Source organism: Bradyrhizobium sp. RDM12, assembly GCF_051917485.1.
GTDB lineage: Bacteria > Pseudomonadota > Alphaproteobacteria > Rhizobiales > Xanthobacteraceae > Bradyrhizobium.
This window is the reverse complement of record NZ_CM133064.1, coordinates 5,265,374-5,281,098: the sequence shown is the minus strand read 5'-3', so window position 1 is coordinate 5,281,098 and position 15,725 is coordinate 5,265,374. Positions and strand designations below refer to the sequence as shown.

General features: G+C 62.8%; 21 protein-coding genes and 1 tRNA gene. 11 read left to right on the top strand and 11 right to left on the bottom strand.

Going from position 1 to position 15,725, the window contains the following annotated elements:
• The first annotated feature begins 88 nt into the window (after nt 1-88).
• From epmA to ACTGJ9_RS25940, 3 genes are read left to right on the top strand one after another with little or no spacing between them, the layout of a single operon-like run.
• Entirely contained in the window at nt 89-1,153 is a 1,065-nt protein-coding gene (gene epmA / locus ACTGJ9_RS25950) for an EF-P lysine aminoacylase EpmA (protein WP_456673410.1), read from the top strand.
• Nucleotides 1,150-2,244 (top strand): lysine-2,3-aminomutase-like protein, encoded by a 1,095-nt coding sequence (locus tag ACTGJ9_RS25945; protein WP_456673409.1) that lies wholly within the window; start codon nt 1,150-1,152, stop codon nt 2,242-2,244. The genes epmA and ACTGJ9_RS25945 overlap by 4 nt, the downstream gene beginning before the upstream one ends.
• Nucleotides 2,245-2,284: 40 nt before the next feature.
• The gene (locus tag ACTGJ9_RS25940; protein WP_456673408.1) at nt 2,285-2,536 is read left to right on the top strand and encodes a hypothetical protein; all 252 of its coding nucleotides are present in this window, start codon (nt 2,285-2,287) and stop codon (nt 2,534-2,536) included.
• A gap of 63 nt (nt 2,537-2,599) precedes the next feature.
• Here the strand turns inward: ACTGJ9_RS25940 and ACTGJ9_RS25935 are convergent, their stop codons facing one another.
• From ACTGJ9_RS25935 to ACTGJ9_RS25905, 7 genes are all read right to left on the bottom strand, one after another.
• Nucleotides 2,600-3,685: a 3-deoxy-7-phosphoheptulonate synthase gene (locus ACTGJ9_RS25935; protein WP_456673407.1), complete on the bottom strand. Its 1,086-nt coding sequence runs from the start codon at nt 3,683-3,685 to the stop codon at nt 2,600-2,602.
• 233 nt (nt 3,686-3,918) lie between these two features.
• On the bottom strand, nt 3,919-4,497 hold the full coding sequence (locus ACTGJ9_RS25930; RefSeq protein WP_456673406.1) for an HdeD family acid-resistance protein: 579 nt from the start codon (nt 4,495-4,497) through the stop codon (nt 3,919-3,921).
• 72 nt (nt 4,498-4,569) lie between these two features.
• Nucleotides 4,570-5,610 (bottom strand): PrsW family glutamic-type intramembrane protease, encoded by a 1,041-nt coding sequence (locus ACTGJ9_RS25925; RefSeq protein WP_456673405.1) that lies wholly within the window; start codon nt 5,608-5,610, stop codon nt 4,570-4,572.
• Between the two features lie 317 nt (nt 5,611-5,927).
• Entirely contained in the window at nt 5,928-6,080 is a 153-nt protein-coding gene (locus ACTGJ9_RS25920; protein WP_456673404.1) for a hypothetical protein, read from the bottom strand.
• Between the two features lie 140 nt (nt 6,081-6,220).
• On the bottom strand, nt 6,221-6,481 hold the full coding sequence (locus tag ACTGJ9_RS25915; protein WP_456673403.1) for a hypothetical protein: 261 nt from the start codon (nt 6,479-6,481) through the stop codon (nt 6,221-6,223).
• Nucleotides 6,482-6,611: 130 nt separating this feature from the next.
• Nucleotides 6,612-7,238 carry a PilZ domain-containing protein gene (locus ACTGJ9_RS25910; RefSeq protein ID WP_456673402.1) on the bottom strand — a complete coding sequence of 209 codons (627 nt, stop codon included), beginning with the start codon at nt 7,236-7,238 and terminating at the stop codon, nt 6,612-6,614.
• Between the two features lie 214 nt (nt 7,239-7,452).
• A complete protein-coding gene (locus tag ACTGJ9_RS25905) occupies nt 7,453-7,698 on the bottom strand; it encodes a hypothetical protein (RefSeq protein ID WP_456673401.1) in 246 nt (81 codons plus the stop codon).
• Nucleotides 7,699-7,889: 191 nt separating this feature from the next.
• On the opposite strand from ACTGJ9_RS25905, the gene ACTGJ9_RS25900 reads away from it, so the two are divergent.
• The gene (locus tag ACTGJ9_RS25900; RefSeq protein ID WP_456673400.1) at nt 7,890-9,728 is read left to right on the top strand and encodes an acyltransferase family protein; all 1,839 of its coding nucleotides are present in this window, start codon (nt 7,890-7,892) and stop codon (nt 9,726-9,728) included.
• Between the two features lie 136 nt (nt 9,729-9,864).
• Here ACTGJ9_RS25900 and ACTGJ9_RS25895 read toward each other — a convergent pair.
• Nucleotides 9,865-9,939 (bottom strand) — tRNA-Glu (locus ACTGJ9_RS25895).
• Nucleotides 9,940-10,197: 258 nt separating this feature from the next.
• Here ACTGJ9_RS25895 and ACTGJ9_RS25890 point away from each other — a divergent pair.
• A complete protein-coding gene (locus tag ACTGJ9_RS25890) occupies nt 10,198-10,419 on the top strand; it encodes a PilZ domain-containing protein (protein WP_456678624.1) in 222 nt (73 codons plus the stop codon).
• Between the two features lie 47 nt (nt 10,420-10,466).
• Nucleotides 10,467-10,706, top strand: a complete 240-nt coding sequence (locus ACTGJ9_RS25885) for a hypothetical protein (protein WP_456678623.1) — start codon at nt 10,467-10,469, stop codon at nt 10,704-10,706.
• A 129-nt stretch (nt 10,707-10,835) separates the two neighbouring features.
• On the opposite strand, the gene ACTGJ9_RS25880 is transcribed toward ACTGJ9_RS25885, so the two are convergent.
• Together ACTGJ9_RS25880 and ACTGJ9_RS25875 are read right to left on the bottom strand one after the other, a co-directional pair.
• Nucleotides 10,836-11,474: a glutathione S-transferase family protein gene (locus ACTGJ9_RS25880; RefSeq protein WP_456673399.1), complete on the bottom strand. Its 639-nt coding sequence runs from the start codon at nt 11,472-11,474 to the stop codon at nt 10,836-10,838.
• A gap of 275 nt (nt 11,475-11,749) precedes the next feature.
• Nucleotides 11,750-12,202: a VOC family protein gene (locus ACTGJ9_RS25875; protein WP_456673398.1), complete on the bottom strand. Its 453-nt coding sequence runs from the start codon at nt 12,200-12,202 to the stop codon at nt 11,750-11,752.
• Between the two features lie 293 nt (nt 12,203-12,495).
• Between ACTGJ9_RS25875 and ACTGJ9_RS25870 the strand changes: the two genes are divergently transcribed.
• Together ACTGJ9_RS25870 and ACTGJ9_RS25865 are read left to right on the top strand one after the other, a co-directional pair.
• The gene (locus ACTGJ9_RS25870) at nt 12,496-13,203 is read left to right on the top strand and encodes a hypothetical protein (protein ID WP_456673397.1); all 708 of its coding nucleotides are present in this window, start codon (nt 12,496-12,498) and stop codon (nt 13,201-13,203) included.
• A 165-nt stretch (nt 13,204-13,368) separates the two neighbouring features.
• Nucleotides 13,369-14,010, top strand: coding sequence for a plasmid pRiA4b ORF-3 family protein (locus ACTGJ9_RS25865; protein ID WP_456673396.1), 642 nt, complete (start codon nt 13,369-13,371; stop codon nt 14,008-14,010).
• A 158-nt stretch (nt 14,011-14,168) separates the two neighbouring features.
• On the opposite strand, the gene ACTGJ9_RS25860 is transcribed toward ACTGJ9_RS25865, so the two are convergent.
• Nucleotides 14,169-14,372: a hypothetical protein gene (locus ACTGJ9_RS25860; RefSeq protein ID WP_456673395.1), complete on the bottom strand. Its 204-nt coding sequence runs from the start codon at nt 14,370-14,372 to the stop codon at nt 14,169-14,171.
• Here ACTGJ9_RS25860 and ACTGJ9_RS25855 point away from each other — a divergent pair.
• The 3 genes from ACTGJ9_RS25855 to ACTGJ9_RS25845 all read left to right on the top strand — a co-directional run bounded on the left by ACTGJ9_RS25855 (nt 14,356) and on the right by ACTGJ9_RS25845 (nt 15,470).
• Complete coding sequence (locus ACTGJ9_RS25855; protein WP_456673394.1) at nt 14,356-14,727, top strand: MBL fold metallo-hydrolase; 372 nt, start codon at nt 14,356-14,358, stop codon at nt 14,725-14,727. The genes ACTGJ9_RS25860 and ACTGJ9_RS25855 overlap by 17 nt on opposite strands.
• Entirely contained in the window at nt 14,724-15,077 is a 354-nt protein-coding gene (locus ACTGJ9_RS25850; RefSeq protein ID WP_456673393.1) for a hypothetical protein, read from the top strand. The genes ACTGJ9_RS25855 and ACTGJ9_RS25850 overlap by 4 nt, the downstream gene beginning before the upstream one ends.
• 225 nt (nt 15,078-15,302) lie before the next feature.
• Nucleotides 15,303-15,470, top strand: a complete 168-nt coding sequence (locus ACTGJ9_RS25845) for a hypothetical protein (protein WP_456673392.1) — start codon at nt 15,303-15,305, stop codon at nt 15,468-15,470.
• Nucleotides 15,471-15,725 lie beyond the last annotated feature (255 nt).

The following is a 15,725-nucleotide window of genomic DNA, read 5'->3' as shown; positions in this document are numbered from 1 at the left end:
ATCAGACCTCGGCGCCCGTTTCGGGCCGCAACATACGCATTTTGTCATTGAATGCCAGCATTTTGCTGGCTCAAGGGACCGTCGGTTAATGGGTGGGGACAAGCCGATATCGCCGTTCTGGACGCCCGGGCGGCACCTCGACCGGCGGCCGTTCCTCCAGGCCAGGGGCGCCATTACCGGGTCTCTCAGGGGCTTTTTCGCCGAGCAGGGCTTTGTCGAGGTCGAAACCTCCGTCCTTCAGGTCTCTCCGGGCAACGAGACCCATCTGCACGCTCCCCGGACCGAGATCATCCGACCCGACGGCAGCCGGGCCAGCCGATATTTGCGGACCTCGCCCGAATTCGCCTGCAAGAAGCTGCTGGCAGCCGGCGAGGCGCGGATTTTCGAGTTCGCCCGAGTGTTCCGCGACCGCGAGCGCGGCGACCTGCATCTGCCCGAATTCACCATGCTGGAATGGTACCGCGCGGGCGCCCCCTATGACGCCATCATGGCTGACACAGTGGTGGTCATCGCCCACGCTGCGCAGGCGACCGGAATCGGGACCTTTGCCTTCCGGGACCGGACCGCGGACCCCTTCGCCGAGCCGGAGCTGCTGACGGTCGCGGGTGCGTTTGAGCGCTTCGCCGGCATCGACCTTCTGTCGACAATCTCGGGCAACGAGGGTAACCGTACCGCGCTCGCCCAGGCGGCCGCCGGCAAGGTCCGCGTCGCCGCCGACGACACCTGGTCGGACATCTTCAGCAAGATCCTGGTGGAGCATGTCGAACCGCATCTGGGGCAGGGGCGTTTGACCATTTTGTTCGAATACCCATCTCCAGAGGCGGCATTGGCGCGTGTGAAGGCCGGTGACCCAAGAGTTGCTGAGCGATTCGAGGTGTATGCCTGTGGCGTCGAGCTCGCCAACGGCTTTGGCGAACTCACCGACGCCGAGGAACAACGCAAGCGGTTCACGGAGTCCATGGCGGAGAAGCAGCGCCGCTATGGTGAGGCCTACCCGCTGGACGAAGACTTTTTGGCTGCGGTTGCCCAAATGCCGGAGGCGAGCGGTGTCGCGCTCGGCTTCGACCGGCTGGTGATGCTGGCGAGCGGCGCAACGCGGATTGATCAAGTGGTGTGGACACCGCCTTCAAATGAAACGCTAAGTGAAGCATGACGAAGACCAATCTTGCACGGACATTACGTGAGCCAGCCGAACTCGTGGCCGCGGACATCGCGCCTGCCACGGCGCTGCCGGCACTCGAACGCGTCGCCGCGCGCTATGCGGTCGCGATCACGCCGGCGCTAGTCGAACTGATCGACAAATCGGATCCCGATGACCCGATCGCGCGCCAGTTTGTTCCGACCGCCGCCGAGCTCGAGATGCAGCCGGGCGAGAGCGCCGATCCGATTGGCGATCACCCGCATTCGCCGGTATCAGGCATCGTGCATCGCTATCCCGATCGCGTGCTGTTCAAGCTCGTTCACGTCTGCGCGGTCTATTGCCGCTTCTGCTTCCGCCGCGAGATGGTTGGACCCGGCAAGGAGAACGCGCTCTCGGATAGCGCCTATGGCGCCGCGATCGATTACATCCGCGCGCATGGCGAGATTTGGGAGGTGATCCTGACCGGCGGCGACCCGCTGATGCTGTCGCCGCGCCGGCTGAGCGAGATCATGGCCGAACTCGCCGGCATCGATCATGTCAAGATCATCCGCCTTCATACCCGCGTGCCCGTGGCCGACCCCGCGCGGATCAGCGACGACATGGTCGCGGCGCTGAAGGTCGAGGGCGCCACCACATGGGTGGCACTGCATGCCAACCATGCGCGTGAGCTGGCCGGACCGGTCCGCGCCGCCTGCTCGCGGCTGGTCGATGCCGGGATTCCCATGGTGAGCCAGTCCGTGCTGTTGCGCGGCGTCAATGACAACGTCACGACCTTGTCGGATTTGATGCGGGCTTTCGTCGAGTGCCGGATCAAGCCCTATTACCTGCATCACGGCGATCTCGCGCCAGGCACTGCGCATCTGCGTACGACGCTGGCGCAGGGGCAGGAGTTGATGCGGCAACTGCGTGGACGGGTGTCAGGATTGTGTCAGCCTGACTACGTCATCGACATACCAGGCGGTGCCGGCAAGTCGCCGGTCGGGCCGAATTATGTGTTGGCGGAGCAAAATACCGCAGCCGATGCACGTGATGCGGCCTCGGAAACGCGCTATCGTATCGTCGATTATTGCGGCGACGTTCATCTCTATCCGCCCGAGATCTGAGCGGTCCGAGAACGCCGGTTTGAGGAATGGAGGAACGGACATGAAGAAGATCATGCTGGCAGCATCTGTCGCTGTCCTGCTCGGTGGTGCGGCGGTTGCGCAGACCGGCACCAAGGGATCGACATCCGGCGGCGCCACGTCGGGAACGTTGCCACAGGCGCCGGTCGGTCACCGCCAGCCGCGCGCTGGCGACGTGCCGAACGAGAAGAGTCTGAGCGATCCGAACAATCCCGTGAATAAGGAAGACGCTCTCCTCGACAAGAAGATCAAGAGCATCTGCCGCGGTTGCTAAGCCGTAACTGCTGCGCGGTGGGCAGGACGCGAACAGCATCGCCCCGCTCACCTCTTGCCCCGCTTAAGCGGAGCGCTCGTGCAGTCCGGCGCGCGGGGTGTTGCGCCGGATCTCGACGGCATCGGCGAGCTGTTCGAGCGCGGTTGCCGTCGTCGCCCAATCAATGCATCCGTCGGTGATGCTCTGGCCGTAAATCAGCGGCTTGCCCGGCACCACGTCCTGGCGGCCGGCGACGAGATTGCTCTCGATCATCACGCCCATGATGCGGTTTTCGCCGCCCGAGATCTGGCCGGCGACATCGGCCGTGACCAGCGGCTGGTTTTCCGGTTTCTTGCTCGAATTGGCGTGGCTCGCATCCACCATCACCAGTGGCGCGACACCCGATTTCGCCAGATCGTTGCAGGCCGCCGCGACGCTTGCGGCATCGTAGTTCGGCTTGGCTCCGCCGCGCAGGATGATGTGGCAGTCCTCGTTGCCTGCGGTCGAGGCGATCGCCGAACGGCCGAGCTTCGTCACCGCCATGAAATGATGCGGATGCGAGGCCGACTTCACCGCGTCGGCTGCGATGCGCACATTGCCGTCGGTGCCGTTCTTGAACCCGACCGGGCAGGACAGCCCCGACGCCAGCTCGCGATGGATCTGGCTTTCGGTCGTGCGCGCGCCGATCGCAGCCCAGGACACGAGATCGGCGATGTATTGTGGCGTCGTCATATCCAGGAATTCTGTGCCGGCGGGCAGGCCCAGATTGTTGACGGCCGAGAGCACGTTGCGTGCGAGCCGCAAGCCCTTGTTGATGTCGAAGCTGCCGTCCAGGTCCGGGTCGTTGATCAGGCCCTTCCAGCCGACCGTGGTGCGCGGCTTCTCGAAATAGACCCGCATCACGATCTCGAGCTGGTCGGCCAGATCCTCGCGCACGTCGGCGAGACGCTCGGCATATTCGAGGGCGGCTTTGGGATCATGCACCGAGCATGGGCCGACGACGACCAGAAGGCGATCGTCCTGGCCGTTGAGGATCGCATGGATGGCGTTGCGCGCCGCCATCACCACACGGGTGGCCGTGAGGGTGCGCGGAACCTCCCGCATCACGTCCTCGGGCGTGCTCAGCTCTTTCAGTTCGCGGATACGAAGATCGTCGGTCGTGCTCAGCACGGCGGGCTCCTGTCATTTTGAGAACCTGCCGGCCAATAAAAAAGCCGCCAGGTCTGGCGGCTGTTCGGACGTTTGCTTCAATATTTCAGATTGAGCGCGATCCTCCTGCCGCCAGCGAGCTGTCGTAGCTAAAGTACCAAAAATAGCTGGTGGCGACGGTGATCATGGCCGGTCATATAGCGCTCCGTTGGCAGGTTGTCACCCCCAATCGGCGTCACAGGCTTTGTGGCGCCTCACCTGTTGCTTTTGCGCGCCGCCAGCGCCATGCCGATCAGGGTGGCCCCGCCGAACAACAGGTTGATGCCGACGAGCACGCCGATGGCCCATTCCGCTGAACTCGGCAGTCCCGTGATCACCATGAACGCGATCGCGATATCGAAGAGGCCCGAGATCAGCAGCCACGACCAGCGGCCGCTCAACTCGCGGCGGTGCTCCAGCGCGTACATGATGGTGGTAACGCCCTCGGCGAGGAAATAGGCACCGAGCACGATGGTCAGCGTCAGCACGGCCTGCATCGGGCGGGCCAACAGCAGCATGCCGGCGAGCACGGCGAGGGCCGCCGAGATCAGCGACCACCAGAAGCCCGGCGTGGCGCGCGCCCAATAGGTTACGATCAATCCGCCGATGCCGCTGACCAGGAACATCCAGCCGAGAAAGATCGTGATGGCAAGGCTGGCGAGCGGCGGCAGGATCAGCGCGGCGATGCCGAGAACGGCAAGCAAAATGCCTTCGAACAGAAAGGCCTTCCAATGCGCCTTCACCGCCTGGCTCATTGCGGATTGCAGCCGTGAAAATTCCTCTGGCGATGTCATCAGCAAGCTCCGGATCGAAAGATGTGCGCACAATCTAGTACGCACACTCTGCGCTTGCCATCCTGATGAGGATCAACCGCCGCCGTGCGCTGACGAAAAACCTTCGCCACTGGTGCGGATGCGGTTGCGGCCGAGAACGTAGATCGCGGTCGTGACGACCAGCAGTGCAAGGCCGAGCAGGATCGAGACGAAGCCGATCGGGATCAGGGCCAGCGTCAGGTTGCGCTCGGGGTTGATGAGCCAGTGGTGGATCGAGGTCAGCACGAAGGCAAGGCCGAGAAAGCCGACGCCGCCGCCGGCGAGCAACAGCGCCCACATCCGGCGCAACTGGCTGAGCCGCTCCCTCGCGATATCGGTGCGGGGCGCGTGGTGGCGCGCGACGCGCCGCACCAGGCGCATGGCGAAGGCGATCGAGCTGAAGCCGATCAGCAGGCTCGTGGCGCCCAGCCACATCCGCAAGCTGGGATCGAGATCCGGCATGCGCTGAAGTGTGAGCAGAGGGAAGTCGAAGGCCGAATGCAAAGCGAGGGGTCCCATCAGCAACAGGAGCCGGCTGGAGACACGGGCCCAGTCGCGATGATGGCGGTTTGCGCCCAGCGCCGTGCCGGCGCGCGCGATCGTGAGATAGGCGCCTGCGATAATGCCGAGCGCGCCGTGGAATGGCACGGTGAGAACGCTGCGCAGCGCCGCCAGCGACCGCCACATCTCGGCATGCTGCACCAGATAGGCAAGGTTTTCGTAAGCCGCGAAGCCGAGGCCGACGGCGGCGCCATAGACCACGGTGTCCATGGGGTTGGCAAAGGTCCGCCGCTTGGTCGAGGAGACCAGCACGATGGCGATCACCTTCACCGCCTCCTCGGGCAGCGCGACGCCAAAGACCGAATGCATGGCGAGCGCCGCCCAGGGATTGTCGGGCGCCGCGACCATCTTGGCGAAGGGGGCTCGGGCGAGACCCAGCAGGGAGATGCTGGCCGCCCCGAGCAGGAACGCAGTCCAGACCTGGGCCGGCGGCCCTGGGCGCTCCTCGGCTGCAATGACAAGCCACAGCATCAGCAGCGCCGGGGCGATGGCGGCCGTTCCGATGACGGTGGGTAACGCTTCAATCAGATACATCGGCGCCGATAATAGGTTCCCTTGGTCCGCTTATCCACGTTTCCCGATGCGACCATCTGTCATGCGCAAGCTATCCCGTTGCTTAACAAGCGCGACAGCTGGCGTTCATCAGGACCTCAATGCATAGAATACGAGCGCAATCAATTGCATGACAGAACCACCTCGTCGTCGACTGTAACAGCCGCGCGCACTTCAGCGGGTCGCGATTGATAAGTCAGATCAAGGCAATCTGCAGATTTCTTCAATTCACGATGCATGTGGGCGGGCGACGTGTCCAGAGGCGGACGAGCCACTGCGCGGCCGGCTGAACCGCTTAGTCACGCTTCGTTGCGCGTCCGCGGAGCGGTGATGCCATCCGGCTGGCCCCGCACCTGCTCGAGCTCCCAAATGGCGCGTTTCAGGCACGTGCCAAGGCAGGAGACGATGAGCAGCAGCAGGAAGGCCTGGTCGGCGGGAGGGATATGGATCATGGCGTTGACTAAGCAGCGCGCATGCCACGCCTTCCCGAGACAGCCTACGCATTGCGCAGCGGCATCTCACACCGAGCACTGCTTGCTCCGGTTCGAATCGCCGGCGCCCGCAAGGCGAGCAGGGCCCGTGCTTTCAGCGCTCAATGGCTGGTGAACGGCGGTGGAGCGTCGGGCGCGATGTCGAAGGCCCCAAGGTGGAATTCATCACCGACGGCGGCCTCCTCTGGCTGGGAATGGTGGGCGAGCAGCGTGAAGGCGGCTTGCGGATACTGCTTCCAGATATCGAGATCGCCGGCCGTAATGGTGAGCCAGCCGAACGTGTATATGTAGCGCCCGGGCTCGGTGACCCGGCCAACCCTGTCCCAGGTGATCTTATCAACCGTGATCTTGTCGACTGCCATTCGGTCCCCCGATCGCAAGTCCTCAACTCAAAAGTCTGCAAATGAAGCCCGTCGTGTGGCACGGACCCCAAAAGCTGATCTCGCAATGGGGCCGCGATAGGGCAGCAATACGGATTGGTCTGGACCGGCTTCAGGCCGGCTGCGGCACGGCCTGGCGCACGACCAGGCGGACGAGGTCGTCCCGCTGTTGTTTCTCGGTGAACTCTACCGCGAAGCCATTGTCGAACTTGCGAATGACGCGTCCGACGCAGGCGCCGACCGCAAGCGGGGTTCCGAGCGGCGGGTCGTATTCGCAGGAGATCGCGGCGCCGGCTGTGGAGACGTCGATGATGAAGCAGGGATGGGTGCTGCCGTCGGCAACCGTCAGGTATGTATGCGGGGCCTGCGGAACGAAGCGCGCGTCACGGCGCAGTTCCAGGATGCTGTCGTCCTTCTGCTTCTTCTCGAGCCAGGTCAGCTTTTCCGACATCCAGGCGCGGCGGGCCCGCGTCATGTCGAGCTCCATCAGGAAGCCCGATTTCAGCGTCGCGCTGATGGTGCACTGGAATTCGCCGAAATCCTGGAAGTAGGAGGTAACTCGCTCGCCGATCTTGCCGACGACCGGCACGTCCACGATCATGCGGAAGGGCGAGACGCGCTTGGTGCGGCAGGCGAAGTTTCGCAGCTTGCCCTCGCAATCGTACCAGCGATGCAGCGAATAGCTGCCGCTCACGGTCACTTCCACCGCACGCTGCCTGAGGAACTCTGCGACGGACATGGGCGCTTGTTGTGTTTCTCATTGTTTCCGTAATTCCACGGTAGCGATCAAATTCTAAGCAAATGATACCGGCGCTCATGAGCAGGGGTAAATTTCCGGTAAATGACCGGACCGGCAACGTGCCGGGGTCAGCGGCAAAACGTCCCGGTTGTCAGGGGCGCGCATTCACAACCACGTCATTGCGACCCAGCGGAGCAATCGAGGCTCTCGCCGTTCAGCCGTTCCGGCATTTGGCGATGATGCCGTCTGCGAGGCGCATGTCGTCGAGGGTCCAGTTGCCGAGCAGCGTGATGATTGCCTCGCGCCGGTACTGGGGCCGCTCGTGCCTGGAGGTTTGCCGATAGTCGATGCGGTCCTGTCGTGCCAGCGCGCGCGACCTGTGAATCGGGCGCCTTAAAACTATCCCGACCGGCTTACGAAAACCGACGCGGGCTTTTTGGCCCGAGCTGAACGGCGGCATTCAGGCAGGCCCGTGCAGCGTCAGCAAAACCAACGCGCCAATGGCCAGGGCGAGCCTTGATTACCTTCCTTCGGCAACTTGGGGCTGTTGCCTGGCTTCCGAAGCGATCATCCCGACCGGACGGCATCATTTCAAAACTGCTATTCTGCGTCTGATTGTATCTGTCGAAGAATGCGGCTAGTGCAGAGGCAATGAAGCCGTCCGAATATTATCGTCCAGATATTGATGGGTTGCGCGCTGTCTCGATCCTGCTGGTGGTCGGCTATCACGCGCATCCGTGGATGCTGCCAGGCGGCTTCATCGGCGTCGACGTGTTCTTCGTCATCTCGGGCTTTCTGATCACGCGAATCCTGCTCACGCCCGGCGGCGTGCCGCTCGCGACATTCTACGCACGGCGGATCAAGCGAATCTTTCCGGCGCTGATCGCCGTTCTCGTGGCCACCTACGCAGTTGGCTGGTTCATTTTGCTCCCCCAGCCTTTTCGTCTGTTGGGAGAGAACATCGTTGCCAGCGCGCTGTTCGCTTCGAACCTGTTCCAACTCGGGCAGGTCGGTTATTTCGCGTCGCCGGCCGCGGAAAATCCGCTGCTTCATCTCTGGTCGCTCGGCGTCGAGGAGCAGTTTTATATCTTCTGGCCGCTGGCGCTCGTCCTGCTGCGGCGCTCGCCCTATCGTCGACGGTACATCCTCGGCGCGATCCTGGTGTCGCTCGTCGCCAGCGTGTTTCTTGCCAGGGCGAACCCGGACTGGGGCTTCTACGCGCCGATGCCACGCGCCTGGGAATTGCTGATCGGCGGGCTCCTGGCCGAAGCTGATCTGGTCAGGAAAGGCCGGAGCAATTTCCTCGGAGCCATCGGCCTTGGCGCAATCGTGGCGTCCGGACTGCTGTTCGACCGAACGATGCCTTTTTCCGGGCGCGCTGGCGCTCGTCCCCATTCTCGGCGCCGCGCTCGTCATCGCGTCGCCGAGTGCCGTGACCAACCGGCTGCTGCTGTCGAGCCGGCCTGCCGTTCTGCTTGGGCTCGTGAGCTACCCCTCTACCTTTGGCATTGGCCGCTACTGGCCTATCTTGGAATCCTGCGGCACGGGGTACCTAACTTTATCGAGATCTGGGCCGCAGTCCTTGCTGCGGGCGTGCTGTCGATCTTGACCTATCGCTTCATCGAATTGCCGGTCCGCCATCGGCGCAATGTGGTGCCGGTCTTGTCGATCGCGCTGGCGTCGATCGGCGCGATCGGTCTGGTGACGGTCGCTTCGGCGGGCTTCTTGTGGCGATTTCCGCCGGAGTTGCAGGCGATCGCGGCCGTCAGCACCAAGGACAATCCGGCCTTCAGGGACCACTGCTTTCTCGAGGCGCCGGGGAGTCGTTTCGACGCAAGCTGTGTCGAACCGGGCGACAAGCCACTGCTTTTGCTGTGGGGCGATTCCAACGCCGCGGCGCTCTATCCGGCCGTGAGCGAGGCCGCTCGGCAAAGCTCGTTCCGAGTGGGACGCTTCACGGCGCCAGGCTGCGCGCCGATCCTCAATGCGGGGCCGACCGTCGCGTGTGCGGAAGCCAACGGCAAGGCCTTCGCGCTGATCGCGGCGTGGCGCCCGGACATTGTCGTACTCCACGCAATGTGGGGCTTTGACAACGACCTGAAGAAATTGGCCGGCACCATTGTCGGGCTTCGAAGCGTCGGCGTCCAACGTGTGGTCGTTCTCGGGCCGCCGCCGGTGTGGAAGCGCACGCTTCCGCACGCGATCATCAACCATTATCGCTTTGCACACGAACTGCCGGAGCGGCTTGGGACCGGCGTGTCTGGCTCGGCCGAGGACGAATTGATGGCGAATTTCAGCCGATCCGCCGGCGTCGATTTCGTGTCGCTGCGGAAGGTGCTCTGCGACGAGCGGCAATGCCTTGTCCGGACGCCTGCCGGCGAGGTGATCGCAACGGATGCGATTCATCTGTCGCCGGGTGGAGCGAAGCTGGTTATCGACGTCATAGGCCGGGACCTGTTTCATGGGCCCGATACCGGAAATATTCGGTAATCCTCGCCGACGATCTTCCTGTTGATCTCGCCGCCGGTTGCGCTCGAGCCGGCTGTCCTGCGGATGCCCGGCTTTTGCGACGGCATCGAGAGGAGATGGAGCGGGTCAAGCAGGCGGTGAGGGGATGGGCGCTGCTTGGCGCTCCCTAGCGGAATCGAACCGCTCTCTCCACCGTGAAAGGGTGGCGTCCTAACCGATAGACGAAGGGAGCAAACGCAAGGCCGGGCCGCATTTGGCGACAGGCCCGCTGGCCGCGCGAGTCGTGCCGGCGGCTTGCAGCGGGCGAACGTATAGTGGCCTTTGGTCCCGTGGGCAAGCCGTTCCGGACCGCTGTTTGGGCCCCGGTGGATAGCCTGTCCCGGCGTTATTCGAGCGGCGATTTCAACGGATTCTTAGGGTTCCCTGGGCTAGCGCTGGCGCAGGAGAGATTTTCGCCAATGCCACCGCTCAACAAGCGCCCAGCCCGCAACTGCTGTCGCGGCATGCCTGGATCACGCTCGCGGGCGGATTCGCGGCGCGGCATTGCCTGGTCCAGGACATCTCGGCCTCGGGCGCCCGGATCACGCTGGACGAGGATGCGAGCCAGCTGCCGGGCGTGATCCGGATGGCGTTTGCGCGCGATGCACGGACCGGGCGGAGCTGCCAGGTGGTCTGGCGCCGCGGCAAGTCGGCCGGCGTCAAGTTCCTCTGACGGCAGCCCGGATGGCGCCTGACGCAGGACCGGGCTACAAGGCGCGGATGCGCGGCACTGTCCTGCTTCTGATCTCGCTCGTACTGACCTCCTCAGCCGGAGCCGAGACCTTGCGCCTGCCGCCGAGCGATCAGCCGCAGTCCGGCAAGACCCTGCCGCTGAAGGGCGCCGCCGGGTCTGCCAGGGCCAATGGCTGCGCCGCCTATGGCCGGGGCTTCACGATGGTCGAAGGGACCTGCGTGAAGATCGGCGGCACGGTCAGGATCGACGCCACCGCCGGGCGCTAGGCCGCCCGAACAAAAACGCGAAAACAACCCCATGCACAGTAGACGCCAAGAGGAACGCCAGCCGCGGGCGGTTTGCGCGCTTACAGCGATTTCGCGCGCGCTCGTCAGAGCTTGAGCCGCCTCAGCGGCTCACGACATCGGCGGGGCCACGTGCTGCGCAAATCCGGGTCGCGTGCCGAGCTCGGCGAGCCACCGCGTCAGGTTCGGCTGCGCCGGCCGGGTGATCCCGTCGACGCCAAGCCAGCGCCGCGCATAGGCGCCAACAGCGATATCGGCGAGCGTGAACCGGTCGCCCTCCATGAAGGGCCGCGTGGAGAGCAGCCGGTCGGCGATCGCCCAGACCTCGGCCGCCGCGTCGGCATCCTTCTGAACCTGCACCATGTCGCGCTCGGCGGGCGCCGTGCGCACGATGCCCCAGAACACCGGGCGGTCGACCGGCTGCACCATCGACAGCGTCCAGTCGAGCCATCGGTCGACGGCGGCGCGCAGCTTCGGCGCCTCCGGATAGATCGGCGTGCCGCGCCCATGCGCCATGCAGAGATAGCGCATGATCGAATTGGATTCCCACAGCGTGTAGTCGCCCTCGACCAGCGTCGGGATCCGCGCATTGGGGTTCATCGCGAGATAACCGGCCTCGCGGGTCTTGCCGTATTGCATGCCGGCGTCAATGCGTTGATGGGGCAGGGACAGCTCGGTCAGGCACCACAGCACCTTCTGCACGTTGACCGAATTGGCGCGCCCCCAGATCGTCAGCTGTGTGTCCGGCATGTCGCTCCTCCCGCGAGGTTTCATTTGCTGCGGGTGATAGCGGAATTTTCCCGTGCGAACGATGCACGATTGCGCCGAGTCGCTCATGCAAAAGCTCCGCCCGAGGCGGAGCTTTTCATCGCATGTTCGTCGCTGGATCAGTGGCCGAAGAACAGCCACAGCAGAATGATCACCGGGATCGGCACACCCAGCAGCCACAACAAAATTCCGCGTCCCATCGCGTCCTCCTCCAATCATATCGTTGAAGGGAAACGCGCCGGATACGGGCTTGTTCCTTACCAATGGCCGGTGTTGGGCATCGACGCCCATGGCTCCTGCGGCGGTTTCGGCTCGCCTTTCTGAAGCAGCTCGATCGAGTGCAGATCGGGCGAGCGGACGAACGCCATGTTGCCGTCGCGCGGCGGCCGGTTGATGGTGACGCCGGCCTTTTGCAGCTTCTCGCAGGTGGCGTAGATGTCGTCGACCTCATAGGCGAGATGGCCGAAGAAGCGGTCCTCGCCATATTTCTCCTCGTCCCAATTCCAGGTGAGCTCGACCAGCGGCGCGCCGCGCGTTTGCGGCTGCTGCTTCAGCGCCGCGAGATCGTCCGACGAGCACAGGAACACCAGCGTGAAGCGCCCCTTGTCGTTCTCGATCCGCCGCACCTCCTTCAGCCCCAGCGCATCCTGGTAAAACTTCAGCGCGACATCGAGATTGCGCACGCGCAGCATGGTGTGGAGGTATCGCATGGTTGTTGCTCCCTTGGATGGTGGGTCTTTTGGTTTCGGGCGGGGGCGATGAATAGCAGCAAAATGCGAGAAGGGGCAGGGGGGCGCGTGCAACGAACTCCTGCAACGGGGCGGTCGACTCTGGCCGTCACTCATTGGCAGGGTCTGCATAAGTCTCGGTACACCCCCGAATGCTTCAATGCCCGCAAGGCAGAGACGATCGCGATGCCGTTACGAAAACTAGGACACTGCTTTGTTGTAATCTCAATTAGTGGTAGTGGGCAGCGGTACATTCTCCAGGGACAGAATTCGCAATGTGGAATTTCGTTGCCGGTCTTTTAGCAGTGTATCCTGGTCCGCGGTGGCCAGCATTGTCTTTGGCGCATCCATTAGCGCGAACGGTGTCTTACTTTCTTCAGCGGAACACATTCGCTGAGACGAGGCGGCAAAAGGAAGCTGACAAACGCGACGAAAGACGCGCACTGGGCTTGAACTTTTTCACGAAGATGATGTGGCTAGCATCGACGATCGAGACTCTGAGGCGAAGCCTCGATGGGGCTTTCGCGCGTGCTAGGATCGAGAAGGTCAAAGCGCCACCGTGGGCCTTGATCAGCCCTCTAGCAAATCTACCGAGCAAAATTCACTTTGAACCGAAGGAGCTGACGGAAATCTTGCGGCTGGACTTCGCTTTGTTCAATGATATCGGGCCTTTCGACGACCTCCACAACTCGCTGCTCGATATTTTCGAGATGTACCGAGTTGAGAGGAATTCTCTGACAAGCACCATGAAGGGTCAGGAAATGGTCGGCGCCCTTGGTAGAGCTGAATTTACACCTGAAGAGATGAAGCTTCTTCAGCCCAAAATGGTTGCCTTGGATTCTCTGATCGTAGGCATGGTCGAGCGGACGCGCGTGGATGCCAAGGAGGCATGGACGCTTCTACAAAGATTACAGGATGTTTTGAATAAGGAGTACGGCTTAAAGCTCTCGCTTGAGATCAAGCCGCCGCCGACTAATCAGTAGACGTTTGTGATTCGGTAGCCAAAATCAGGGTGCAGTTTCAGCACCGTCACCGTAATAGCGTAATAGCGACCGACTTGCCCGCATCAATGATCACGCTGCCCACAGGCTCGCGGAACTCCTGCCATGGAGCTGGGCCTCCGAGATGGAGCGTCGTAAACTGGCGGCATGACTGTCGGTATCGCTCGCCTCAAGATTACGCTCGATGACGTCAAGCCGGTGGTTCTGCGCCGGATCGACGTGCCGTGCGACATCAAGCTCGACCGCCTGCACCTGACCATCCAGGCGGCCATGGGTTGGACCAACAGCCATCTCTACGAACTGCGCGCCGGCGACGTCGGGTGGAGCACGCCTTACCCGGATGCAGATTGGGGCGTCGGCGAGTTCCTTGATGCCCGCAAGGCTCGGCTGACCGACATCCTCGAAGATGTCGGAATAAAGAAGCTCACATACCTCTATGACTTCGGCGATGGCTGGGAGCATACAATCAAAATTGAGCGCCTCGTCGATCCCGAGCCGGGCGTGCTCTATCCGCGCCTGATCGAAGTCAGCGGCCGCTGCCCTCCCGAGGATTGTGGCGGTCCCTGGGGCTATGCCGAACTCCTCGAAGCCATCAAGGACCCCACCCACGAACGCCACGCCGAACTCACCGAATGGATCGGCGACGACTTCGATCCTGATGCCGACGAGGCCGAGTGGCTAACCACAGAGGCTGAGGCGCTCGCCAAAAATGGTCACGCAAACCCGCAGGCGCGCGCGCCAAACGCAGCTAACCCGCGGCCCTCACCGGAGGGTTACTCTAGCTCGTGAAGGTTCGCGCGGACCGTTGCAAGTCGAACGGCCTCATCTACAGTAGTGGTTCGCCTGGCCCTCGCAAATCCGGAGATATCATGACCCTCGTATCTCGTCGCGGACTATTGGCTGGCAGCGCGGCACTGGCTGCTGCAACGGGTTTGCCATGTGCCGGGTCATCCCGTGCGGCGGCCCCGCTCGCCGGAAAGCAGGCGCCGGGTTTCTATCGATACTAGGTCGGGGATTTCGAGGTCAGCGTCATTTCGGATGGCGCGCTCAGGTTTCCGGTTGAAGGCTTCGTGACCAATGCCAGCACCGATCAGGTCAAGGCCGCTCACGGCGGCGTTTCGCAGCACGGATGGCTTGACCGTCCCGTTCACGCCGATCGTCGTCAACACGGGCGCGAAGCTGATCCTGATCGACACCGGTCTTGGCGATGCCGCGGTTGAGCGCACGAAGGGGACCGCGGGTCAGTTCGCGGCCAACCTGAAGGCTGCGGGCCTTGATCGCGGAGATATTGATGCCGTCGTCATATCTCATTTCCACGTCGACCATGTGGATGGCCTGTTGACCGCGGACAACAGGCCGGCGTTTCCGAACGCCGAGATTCTCGTGCCGGCCGCCGAACTCAAATTCTGGATGGATGACGGCGAGATGAGCCGTGCTCGAAGGGACGGATCGAAGGGCTGTTCAAGAACACCAGGCGGATCATCGGGGCGCTCGGCGGCAAGGTGACGCCATTCGAGGCCGGCAAGGAGGTTGTGCCGGGGCTCACCGCTGTTGCAACACCGGGGCATTCCGTCGGCCACACGTCGTTCGTTCTCGCCTCGGGCGGCAAGAGCGTGTTCGTTCAGGGTGACGTCGCCCATATCCCGGTGCTGTTTGTCGAAAATCCCGGCTGGCACGCCGCGATCGATCAGGACCCGGTCATGGCCGAAGCCACCCGTCGCAGAATCTACGATATGCTGGTGGCGGAGAAGATGCTGGTTCAGGGCTTTCATTACCCATTCCCGGCCCTTGCCCATATCGAGCGGACCGCGGATGGTTATCGCGAAATTCTGGTGCCTTGGAGCACCAGCATCTAGGTAGCTCCGTCTCGCTGCACCGGTGCAACGGCTTCCGAGCAGATAAACCCAGGATAAAGTCCCCTCAGGTTTTCAGAAAGCTGGCCGTCCCTCAGGGAACGCCGGCTTCAACGGGAGGTTGGCCGTGCTCACGTGCGTTCCTCCTTCAAACTTGGCCTCCTTCGCGGAGGCCTTTTTCTTTGCCGGCCTTCTTTTTTCTGGCGCAGGAACACATGGTTCGATCGCATGTTCTTGAAGAAAGCGGAGGCGGCGATGCGCAAGGCATTTTCAGGAATGGGCGACGGGCAACGTGACGTTGCGCTCTACCCGGCCTTTCTCGGGTCGGCACTTGGGTTGTCGGTGATCGTGATGGTCGCCTTACAAGTGGTCGGGCGGTTGCCCTCGATCGCCTGACTCTGGCCCAGGGCTTCGGCCTGAGCCGGATTTAAAATATCTGCGCAAGCCTCTGTCCGAGCGAGAATATCGTCGTTTCCCGGATCAAAATCGTATGACGTTGCGCTGCGGCCGCACGCCGCGGAGAGCGTGCCCATCTGCTGCGATGCCGCGTGACGGTCCCTAAATTTTCGCGCTGCATTCTATCAATGGTTAACGAAGAGTTGCCCGGCCTGGGGCATGATCGCGTTATCCAATTGAACTTTTGCGGTCAGC